Here is an 8,693-nt window from a genome sequence, read left to right as displayed (position 1 = left end):
ACTTGCCAAACGAATTGATGCGCCGCTTTCAATCGTCGACAAGCGCCGTGACAAGCCTGGAGAGTCGGAAGTCATGAACATCATCGGGGATGTGAATGGCTTTGACTGCATTCTGGTCGATGACATCGTCGACAGCGGCGGAACGCTCTGCAACGCAGCCGAAGCACTTCTGGCGCAAGGGGCCAAGTCGGTGACCGCCTATATCACTCATGGCGTTCTGTCCGGCGGGGCTGTTGCACGCGTCACCTCGTCCAAGCTGAAAGAGCTGGTCATCACCAACTCGATCGAACCGACGGCAGCAATCACGGCAGCTGCCAATATCCGGGCGATTTCAATTGCTCCGCTGATGGGTGAAGCCATCAATCGGACCGCGCTGGAAAAATCGGTTTCCAGCCTGTTCAACTGATCTGACAAGATTAAAAAAGCGCCGGTTTTCCGGCGCTTTTTTTGTTGCTAAAAGTCAGTTTTGCCGGGCAAGCTCAGGTCACCGGACGCAACATCGAAAACGTCGACAACACAAAGTAGCGGCGCATGGATGTTCTGGTTCACTCGCAAGGCCGACGTTACTCCGTCATACGACATGTTTTCGATCGAAGCAGTGTCGTCAAATGCGACATTGATCGTGATTTCCTGCGCGTTCAACACTGGTGAAAAGCCAGGACTGTCGATGTAGATCGGAAGCTCCGGCCAGGTCGCGGGCATTTTAGGCGTAGAACCATCAGGAATGTCCTGTACGGACAACGCCCCCGGTCCACAGCTTTCATTGGGCACCAGGACAACCCAATGCGAGTGCCATTTCGCCCCGTCATTGGCGACATCGCCATCCCCGTCTTCGTCAAACAACGGTGTATCGTCAAAGTCCGGATGACTGGTTGCCACCATCGCCAGGATCCCCTGCCCGCCTTCAAACCCGACAGTTTCCGGATCCAGCGACGTTGGCCAGACATAGGAATGAACTGGCGCACCAGCGAGGTCCCCAGTCGCCTTAGGGACAGTCGAACCAGCCTTGCCTTTCATAGTCATGTGAAAGGTGACGACGCGGCCTTTGCGATGAACATGCGCGGCCAGGATATCGTAGCTGGGATCCACATCCGCGTTTTCGGGCGACAGCACCGCTCCCTCCTGCTTGATCGCATGGTTTCCATGATCGCCGTCGGCATGAGCCGCAGTCGCCAGTCCGGTGACCAGAAGACTTCCAAGAATTGATTTCAACATTTCGGCTTGCTCCTGTTTTTGAGGATGCAAGATTAATAGTAGCGAGTCGAAACTATTGCAAGTTTAATTTCGACTCGCTACATATTGAGAATGAGCGAAACAACTGAGACCCAGGTTATTCGAGATCTGATCGACAGATTGGCGAGGCTGAATGCCGCTGAGGATTGGAACGGACCACTAAACCCGTCGCAATTCGCTGCATTGTCGTATCTTGCGCGCGCAAACCGGTTCTCGCGAGCACCCTCGCATGTGGCTGATTACCTGATCACGACTCGCGGCACGGCATCTCAGACCCTGAAGGCGCTTGCCCGCAAGGACCTGATTATCGAGACCCGCTCAGAAACCGACAAACGCAGCATTCGCTATGACGTCACTCGCAACGGCACCGATGTTCTTCAGGACACGTCAGGGCTGACAGATGTGATAAACGATCTGGATGCGGACGTTTCCGAAGCGCTGGCCTCTTCTTTGAAAGCGCTCGTTCTTGCAATGCTGCAACGGCGCGACGGTCGTCCATTCGGCATTTGCAGAACCTGCAAACATTACCGGAATACCGATGCCGACGGTTTCTGCCAACTTCTCCAAGTCTCCCTGACCAAGTCAGAAAGTGCACAAATCTGCCATGAGCACGCTGAACTCTAGGACTTACAGTACATGACACAAACTGCGAAAATACTGGGCCTCTATCTCGGCAAACCTGAACACCGCTGGCAGGGAAAGGATCCCACCGCGATCCGAAAGGTTCTGACCAGCGGGCCGCTGCAGGTGACCAAAACCGGTATCACTGGAGATCAACAGGCAGATCTGGCGGTTCATGGCGGACCGGAGAAAGCCCTGCACATCTATCCTTCAGAACACTACGACAGCTGGCGAACCGATTTCCCCGAGAAGGCTGACATTTTTCGGGTTGGTGGATTTGGAGAGAACATTTCAAGCCAGGGTTTCACCGAACAGGATCTATGTGTCGGCGACGTGTTCACGGCTGGCTCCGCCCGTATCCAGATCTCGCAAGGACGCCAGCCCTGTTGGAAACTTAATCTGCACACCGGCAATCCTGCCCAGGCTGCAGCTTTTCAGAAATCTGGAAAAACGGGTTGGTACTTCAGGGTTCTGGAGGAAGGCCGCATGGAAGCCGGCGATGTGCTGACTTTGACAGATCGCCCTTGCCCCGACTGGAATCTTCGCCAAGTCATCCTGGCCAGATTCGATCCCAGGCTCGATCCTGACATCGCTGCCGCATTGTCCAGGCTGGATCAATTGGCCGAACCCTGGCGGACATCCTTTGCCAAAAAAGCCAATCGCGACTATGTCGAGGACACGTCGAGACGGTTGAAAGGTTAGGCTGGCAGGTCTGAATTGTCGGATCGACATCTGTCGAAGTCCCGGTTGCTCTTGCATCCTCGCGACATATCAGCTATACGCGCGCTCGCGCCTGCACCCCTGGAGGAGGCGCTTCTGGACCGATCCCGGACAACTCATGTCTCTTCAAGGCGCGGTGGTTCGCCGGTCCGTACCTATACACTCAAGGAGTTTTGCCATGGCTGCCAGCTATGAGCTGAAGGCGTCGGCACGGGACCGAGTGGGCAAGGGGGCCGCACGGGCACTGCGTCGCGAAGGCCTTCTTCCTGCCGTGATCTACGGCGACAAAAAACCGGCCCTGCCGATCACCATTCCGGTGAAAGAGACCACCCTCACCTTGCACAAAGGCGGTTTCACAGCACAGATCGGCATGATCGATGTTGACGGTGAAAAGCATCAGGTTATCGCGAAGGACTATCAGCTGCACCCGGTGCGCGATGACGTCCTGCACGTTGACTTCCTGCGTGTCGCCAAGGGTGCGACCCTGACCGTTGAAATTCCGGTTCACTTCCTTAATGAAGAAGACTGCCCGGGCCTCAAGAAGGGCGGCGTTCTGAACATCGTTCGCCACACTGTTGAGATGACCGTTCCGGCAGACTCCATTCCGGAAGCTCTGGAACTTGATCTGGCAAATGCCGAGCCGGGCGACAGCCTGCACATTTCCGCAGTTGCGCTGCCGGAAGGTTGCCTGCCGACCATCACCGATCGTGACTTCACAATTGCGACGATCGCTGCTCCGGCCGGTATGAAGGAAGAAGAAGACGATGCGGCTTCCGAAGAGGAAGCTGCAGCAGAAGAAGAACCCGCAAGCGAGTAAACTTCTGCTTCTTCTGGAATTTTGCAGGAGGCGGCCTCCGCCTCCTGTCCCCAGGCAGCCGCTAGCGGCTGCTTTTTCGTTTCAAGCATGATCTTGAAGGTGCGTCATGAAACTGATTGTCGGACTTGGCAATCCCGGGGCCAAATATTCCGGTCACCGGCACAATATCGGCTTCATGGCCGTTGACGAGATCCATCGCCGCCACTCTGGGTTCCAACCCTGGCGAGCCCGTTTTCAGGGCCAGGTGTCAGAGGGCCGCCTTGGCTCCGAAAAAGTCCTGCTGCTCAAACCATCGACTTATATGAATGAATCCGGTCGCTCGGTTGGCGAAGCCATGCGCTTTTACAAGATCGAACCGGAAGACATTGTCGTTCTTTATGACGAATTGGATCTGCCACCAGCCAAATTCCGGATGAAAAAGGGCGGTGGTCATGGCGGTCACAACGGTTTGCGGTCGATCACGGCTCATATCGGAGCAGACTACCGCAGGCTCCGGCTCGGCATCGGCCACCCAGGCGACAAGAAACTGGTCTCGAACTACGTCCTCGGCGATTTTGCAAAGGCCGACCGCGACTGGCTGGAGCCGCTGCTTGCCGAGATCGCCGATCAGGCCGGCTATTTGGCCGAAGGCAAAGACAGCCAATTTGCCAACAAACTGACACTTGCCCTTGAACCGGAAAAGGCTCAACGGAAAATCCGGAACGGCGCCGGCAAGGAAGGCGCCCCCAAACCACAGGGGCAGAAGGATCAGGCTCCAAAGGGGCAAAGCCACATCCGTCAGGCACGGCAGCAACAGCCTGTCAACGTTCCCAAGTCAGGTCCAATGGCAGAGATGCTGAAAAGATTGCTTGGCGGAGGCAAGGACTGACAACCACAAACGTTTGGCAGGATCAATCGCCAAAGCCTTGACCTGCCAGCCACGCTCGGGCATGTAGCCCGGCAACAGTTTCAGACACCAACCGAAAGCGAACTCCCATGGGTTTCCAGTGCGGCATTGTCGGACTGCCGAATGTCGGCAAGTCCACGCTTTTCAACGCGCTCACCAAGACTGCTGCAGCCCAGGCTGCAAACTATCCGTTTTGCACGATCGAGCCGAACACCGGTGAAGTTGCGGTACCCGATCCCCGGCTCTATGCCATCCGCGAAGTTGCACAGTCTAAAGAAGTCATTCCGACACGTATCACCTTTGTTGACATTGCGGGTCTTGTTCGCGGTGCTTCCAAGGGAGAAGGGCTGGGCAATCAGTTCCTGGCGAACATTCGCGAAGTTGATGCCATTGCCCATGTCCTGCGCTGTTTTGAAGACGACGACATCACCCATGTGGATGGCGCGATCGATCCGCTGGCCGACGCCGAGACGGTGGAAACCGAACTCATGGTCGCCGACATGGAAAGCCTGGAGCGTCGCATCGCGCCTTTGAAGAAAAAGGCGACCACAGGCGACAAGGAAGCTAAAGCCGTCCTCCCCCTCATGGAAGCGGCCCTGGCTCTGCTGCAGGACGGCAAACCGGTCCGTATGCTGGATGTCGCTGACGCTGAAGAAGCCAAACTGCTGATGGGTTTGAATCTCCTGACGTCCAAACCGGTTCTCTATGTTTGCAATGTCGACGAAGCATCTGCAGCTGAAGGCAACGCACTGTCCCGGAAAGTTGAAGAAAGAGCCAGGCAGGAAGGCGCTTCTGCCGTCGTGATTTCCGCCGCTATCGAAGCGGAAATTTCTCAGCTCGACAACGAAGAACAGGCTGAATTCCTGGAAACGATCGGCCTCGAAGAACCCGGGCTGGATCGTCTGATCCGCGCCGGGTATGAGCTTCTCGACCTGATCACCTACTTCACCGCGGGTCCGAAGGAAACCCGAGCCTGGACCATCACGCAAGGTACCAAGGCCCCGGGAGCTGCCGGTGTCATTCACACCGATTTCGAACGCGGCTTCATCCGCGCGCAAACCATTGGCTATGATGACTATGTCACTCTCGGCGGTGAAAACGCCGCCAAGGACGCCGGCAAGGCGCGTGATGAAGGCAAGGAATATATCGTCAAGGACGGCGATGTCCTGCTCTTCAAGTTCAACACTTAGGCTGTAGATTCACCGCTTTCCCTTTCGACCATTGGGGACTAACCTGCTGGTTTCAAAAAAAGGGAGAGCGGTCTGATGAAAACCATTCTGCTGACCGGATTTGAAGCATTCGGCAACACACCGGTCAACCCGGCTGAACAGGTTGCCAGACGGCTCGATGGCGAATCCATCGATGGTGTCAGGATCGTCTCGCGGATCATTCCAAACACGTTTTTCGTTTGTATTGAAACCGTCAAGGAGGCACTGAACGAAACCGGGGCCGAAGACGTTGTCATGATGGGCGAATTCGGTGGCCGTGCCACCATCACCGTTGAGCGGATCGCGCAGAATTACAATGATTCAACGCGCTACGGTTTAAAGGACAACGCGGGTGTAACGCTCCAGGGCGAACCGACAGCCCCGGACGGGCCTTATGCCTACGAGAGCACCCTTCCCATGGTCGAAGCCATGCGCGAAGGTGGAATTCCAGCCGATATTTCCGACGCGGCCGGTACCTTTTGCTGCAATCACCTCTTTTACGGCATTCTGCACCATCTCACGGTAACGCAAAGTAGCGTTCGCGCCGGTTGGGTACATCTTCCGCACCTGCCGGAGGTCGCCGCATTGGAGGGCAATCTGGGAGCGCCGAGCATGTCTGTTGAAACAGCCTCCCATGGCCTGCGCCTGGCGCTTGCCGCGCTCATCATGCATCCGCAGGATATTGACCTGCCGATCTCCGGTCGTTTGCAGGTGTAGGAGACCGCAAACAAAAAAATGGCCCGGAACTGTCTCCGGGCCAGGATCCTTGCTTCTGAAACTCAGCGCTTGGCTGCATAGTAGGAGACGCGTCGTTCCAGATAGGCAAGCAGTTCCGATACCGTGAACGCCATTGCAAACAGCACCAGAAGCACGGCCCAGAAATGCGCCATCAGGAAGTTGTTGGCGTATAGCTCGAACAGTGCTCCAAACCCCACGATCGAGATCAGGAGCTGGCCAATGATTACACCCTTCACAGCCCGGATCACGCCGATGCGCACACCGCCCAGGATCTCCGGCAATGCCGCCCAGAAATAGATTTTGTAAAAGGCCTGCAACGGATTGGCTCCGTAGCTATGCGCCATCTCGACCAGCGACCTATTGATCTGCAGAACCCCTGCCCGTGCATTCAGGATGATGATCCAGATCGCAAATAGTGTCGTGGTAATGATGATCGATTTCATTCCGAAACCGAACAGCACCATCAGCACAGGCACAAGCGCAGTCAACGGCGCGCTCAGGAACATGTTCACCCAGGGTAGCAGCAACTCGTCTATCAGTCGGTTCTTGCCCATCAGGATACCAACAGGAATTCCGATCACGGTGGCAAAAAACACACCGGCTGCAAACGCATAGGCTGTCTCCGACAAGGCCTTCAGGAACGGCGTGGTACCTATCACCGAAAAAAGGGTCACCACGACTTCGGACAGAGGCGGAACGAAAAATGTCAGGCCCATCCGGCCGACAATTTCCCAAAGCAGCCCCCACAAGATGAGCGAAGACATTGCAGGCAGACGATAGCCATAAATTGTCATGTCGCTCTCCTATTCCACATAGCTTCGCAGGGAGGCCCAGATGCGGTCGACAATATCCAGGTATTCCGGATCTCGGCGAATGTTGTCGACGTTCTTGTTGCGAAGATTTGCCGGGCGGATAATCTCCGAAACACGGCTTGGACGCGGCAGCAGGATTGCGATCTGATCCGAGACATAGACCGCTTCTTCGATTGAGTGGGTCACGAAGATAAAGGTCTTGTTTTCGTTTTGAACCAGATTGAGAAGATCTTCCTGAAACTTGCGGCGGGTCTGCTCATCAACGGCTGAAAAGGGTTCGTCCATCAAAAGGACATCAGAATCCACCGAGAGTGCCCGAGCCAGACCGACACGCTGACGCATGCCGCCTGAAAGTTCGTGCGGATAGCTTTTCTCGAAGCCTGAAAGTCCAACTTCCGCAATGTACCTTTCCGCGATTGCTTCGCGTTCGGATTTGGCAACGCCGCGTAGTTCAAGACCAAACGCAACGTTGCGCAGCACATTTGCCCATGGCAGCAAGGCGAAATCCTGAAACACAAAGGCACGATCTGGACCCGGTCCGGTGACGGGTCTGCCATTGACCTCGATTTCTCCGGAAGTCGGCTTCAGCAGACCGGCAATGATCTTCAACAACGTTGTCTTGCCGCAACCTGACGGTCCCAGAAGCGATGTCAGCTGACCGCGCGGAAAAGACAATGTCATGTTCTTGAGCGCTTCAACATTGCCGTAGTTCTTGGTAACGCCTCGCGCGACAACCGCATTGTCGGCTCCCGGTGCATCAAAACTATCAACGGCTTCTTTAATCTGAGGCATAACCACGGACGTTTCCTTCAAAGAGATAGACTTCCAGCCGTTCCAGAAGGTTCAGGAACAAGACAGCGAGAAGGATGATTGAGAAGATCGCGGCATACATGGCCGGGTAATCCGCGATCGAGCGGCTATAAGTGATGATGTCACCGACACCGGTCGGCGTGATCTTGAGTTCGGCCAGAACGGCCCCGATAAATCCTGCCGAGATCCCAAGTCGCAGACCGCTGAAGATCACTGGCGAAGCGGCGGGAATGATTATTTTCAGGATGATCTCGATATCCGAGGCCAGGAAGGACCGGCCCATCTCCTTGATCGAAGACGGCGTATTTCTGACAGCACTGGCCGTATTGAGCACGATCACAGGCATGGCCATGATGCAGACCACGAAGACTTTCGATGTCAGCCCAATGCCATAAGCCATAACCAGCAGCGGAATCAGCGCGGCCAGAGGTGCTGATTGCATGACGATGAAAATCGGAGAGAACAACCAGTCGAATTTTTCGCTCAATCCGATCCACAGACCAAGGCCGATCCCGAAGACGGCCGAAATCGCAACACCCACAACCAGTGGCCGGAGAGTTTCGACATAAGCCTGGAACAACGTGCCGTCGCCCGCCATTCTGACCAGGGCCGACATGGATTCAAAGAAGGTTGGAAACGCATAGCTGACGGGGATCATGCCAGCGATCTGCCAGGCGCCGAACAGCAAGACGGCAGATAGGACTTTCAACCATAAGGAACGGTATTTCATAAGCCGGGGCCCTTTGAGTTACCAGAGCTCGGAATGGCCGCCGGGCAAGCCCGGCGACTATGGAGCCAGACTTATTTTGTCGCCGCATCAAGCGGTGCGAGATACCAGAAATCCTCTA

At 55.6% G+C, this 8,693-nt stretch carries 11 protein-coding genes; 7 read left to right on the top strand and 4 right to left on the bottom strand.

The window, feature by feature from the left end; all coding sequences use genetic code 11:
• Nucleotides 1–406, top strand: a 406-nt coding sequence (gene prs / locus K5905_RS20445; protein WP_297587068.1) for a ribose-phosphate diphosphokinase, incomplete at its 5' end; no start/stop codon positions are given.
• Nucleotides 407–453: 47 nt separating this feature from the next.
• Here the strand turns inward: prs and K5905_RS20440 are convergent.
• Nucleotides 454–1,215, bottom strand: coding sequence for a hypothetical protein (locus K5905_RS20440; protein ID WP_297587066.1), 762 nt, complete (start codon nucleotides 1,213–1,215; stop codon nucleotides 454–456).
• A 90-nt stretch (nucleotides 1,216–1,305) separates the two neighbouring features.
• On the opposite strand from K5905_RS20440, the gene K5905_RS20435 reads away from it, so the two are divergent.
• The 6 genes from K5905_RS20435 to pcp all read left to right on the top strand — a co-directional run bounded on the left by K5905_RS20435 (nucleotide 1,306) and on the right by pcp (nucleotide 6,202).
• Nucleotides 1,306–1,857: a MarR family transcriptional regulator gene (locus K5905_RS20435; protein ID WP_297587064.1), complete on the top strand. Its 552-nt coding sequence runs from the start codon at nucleotides 1,306–1,308 to the stop codon at nucleotides 1,855–1,857.
• Nucleotides 1,858–1,869: 12 nt separating this feature from the next.
• Complete coding sequence (locus K5905_RS20430; RefSeq protein ID WP_297587061.1) at nucleotides 1,870–2,556, top strand: MOSC domain-containing protein; 687 nt, start codon at nucleotides 1,870–1,872, stop codon at nucleotides 2,554–2,556.
• A 196-nt stretch (nucleotides 2,557–2,752) separates the two neighbouring features.
• A complete protein-coding gene (locus tag K5905_RS20425; protein WP_297587058.1) occupies nucleotides 2,753–3,391 on the top strand; it encodes a 50S ribosomal protein L25/general stress protein Ctc in 639 nt (212 codons plus the stop codon).
• A gap of 106 nt (nucleotides 3,392–3,497) precedes the next feature.
• On the top strand, nucleotides 3,498–4,259 hold the full coding sequence (pth, locus tag K5905_RS20420; RefSeq protein WP_297587055.1) for an aminoacyl-tRNA hydrolase: 762 nt from the start codon (nucleotides 3,498–3,500) through the stop codon (nucleotides 4,257–4,259).
• 107 nt (nucleotides 4,260–4,366) lie between these two features.
• On the top strand, nucleotides 4,367–5,467 hold the full coding sequence (ychF, locus tag K5905_RS20415; protein ID WP_297587053.1) for a redox-regulated ATPase YchF: 1,101 nt from the start codon (nucleotides 4,367–4,369) through the stop codon (nucleotides 5,465–5,467).
• A 75-nt stretch (nucleotides 5,468–5,542) separates the two neighbouring features.
• The gene (gene pcp / locus K5905_RS20410) at nucleotides 5,543–6,202 is read left to right on the top strand and encodes a pyroglutamyl-peptidase I (protein ID WP_297587051.1); all 660 of its coding nucleotides are present in this window, start codon (nucleotides 5,543–5,545) and stop codon (nucleotides 6,200–6,202) included.
• A gap of 62 nt (nucleotides 6,203–6,264) precedes the next feature.
• On the opposite strand, the gene K5905_RS20405 is transcribed toward pcp, so the two are convergent.
• The 3 genes from K5905_RS20405 to K5905_RS20395 are packed head-to-tail and all read right to left on the bottom strand — an operon-like array spanning nucleotide 6,265 to nucleotide 8,575.
• Nucleotides 6,265–7,017, bottom strand: a complete 753-nt coding sequence (locus tag K5905_RS20405; protein ID WP_297587049.1) for an ABC transporter permease — start codon at nucleotides 7,015–7,017, stop codon at nucleotides 6,265–6,267.
• Nucleotides 7,018–7,026: 9 nt separating this feature from the next.
• Nucleotides 7,027–7,827 carry an ABC transporter ATP-binding protein gene (locus K5905_RS20400; protein ID WP_297587047.1) on the bottom strand — a complete coding sequence of 267 codons (801 nt, stop codon included), beginning with the start codon at nucleotides 7,825–7,827 and terminating at the stop codon, nucleotides 7,027–7,029.
• Nucleotides 7,814–8,575, bottom strand: coding sequence for an ABC transporter permease (locus K5905_RS20395; RefSeq protein ID WP_297587044.1), 762 nt, complete (start codon nucleotides 8,573–8,575; stop codon nucleotides 7,814–7,816). The genes K5905_RS20400 and K5905_RS20395 overlap by 14 nt, the downstream gene beginning before the upstream one ends.
• Between the last annotated feature and the right edge of the window lie 118 nt (nucleotides 8,576–8,693).

Origin of the sequence: Roseibium sp., from assembly GCF_025698965.1 — a bacterium.
Classification (GTDB): domain Bacteria; phylum Pseudomonadota; class Alphaproteobacteria; order Rhizobiales; family Stappiaceae; genus Roseibium.
This window is presented reverse-complemented; position numbering and strand designations above follow the sequence as displayed.

Bases quoted from the DNA above. Each gene is read 5' to 3' on its own strand.
- K5905_RS20440 (WP_297587066.1), bottom strand. From the start codon at position 1,215: ATGTTGAAATCAATTCTTGGAAGTCTTCTGGTCACCGGACTGGCGACT.
- K5905_RS20435 (WP_297587064.1), top strand. From the start codon at position 1,306: ATGAGCGAAACAACTGAGACCCAGGTTATTCGAGATCTGATCGACAGA.
- K5905_RS20430 (WP_297587061.1), top strand. From the start codon at position 1,870: ATGACACAAACTGCGAAAATACTGGGCCTCTATCTCGGCAAACCTGAA.
- K5905_RS20425 (WP_297587058.1), top strand. From the start codon at position 2,753: ATGGCTGCCAGCTATGAGCTGAAGGCGTCGGCACGGGACCGAGTGGGC.
- pth (WP_297587055.1), top strand. From the start codon at position 3,498: ATGAAACTGATTGTCGGACTTGGCAATCCCGGGGCCAAATATTCCGGT.
- ychF (WP_297587053.1), top strand. From the start codon at position 4,367: ATGGGTTTCCAGTGCGGCATTGTCGGACTGCCGAATGTCGGCAAGTCC.
- pcp (WP_297587051.1), top strand. From the start codon at position 5,543: ATGAAAACCATTCTGCTGACCGGATTTGAAGCATTCGGCAACACACCG.
- K5905_RS20405 (WP_297587049.1), bottom strand. From the start codon at position 7,017: ATGACAATTTATGGCTATCGTCTGCCTGCAATGTCTTCGCTCATCTTG.
- K5905_RS20400 (WP_297587047.1), bottom strand. From the start codon at position 7,827: ATGCCTCAGATTAAAGAAGCCGTTGATAGTTTTGATGCACCGGGAGCC.
- K5905_RS20395 (WP_297587044.1), bottom strand. From the start codon at position 8,575: ATGAAATACCGTTCCTTATGGTTGAAAGTCCTATCTGCCGTCTTGCTG.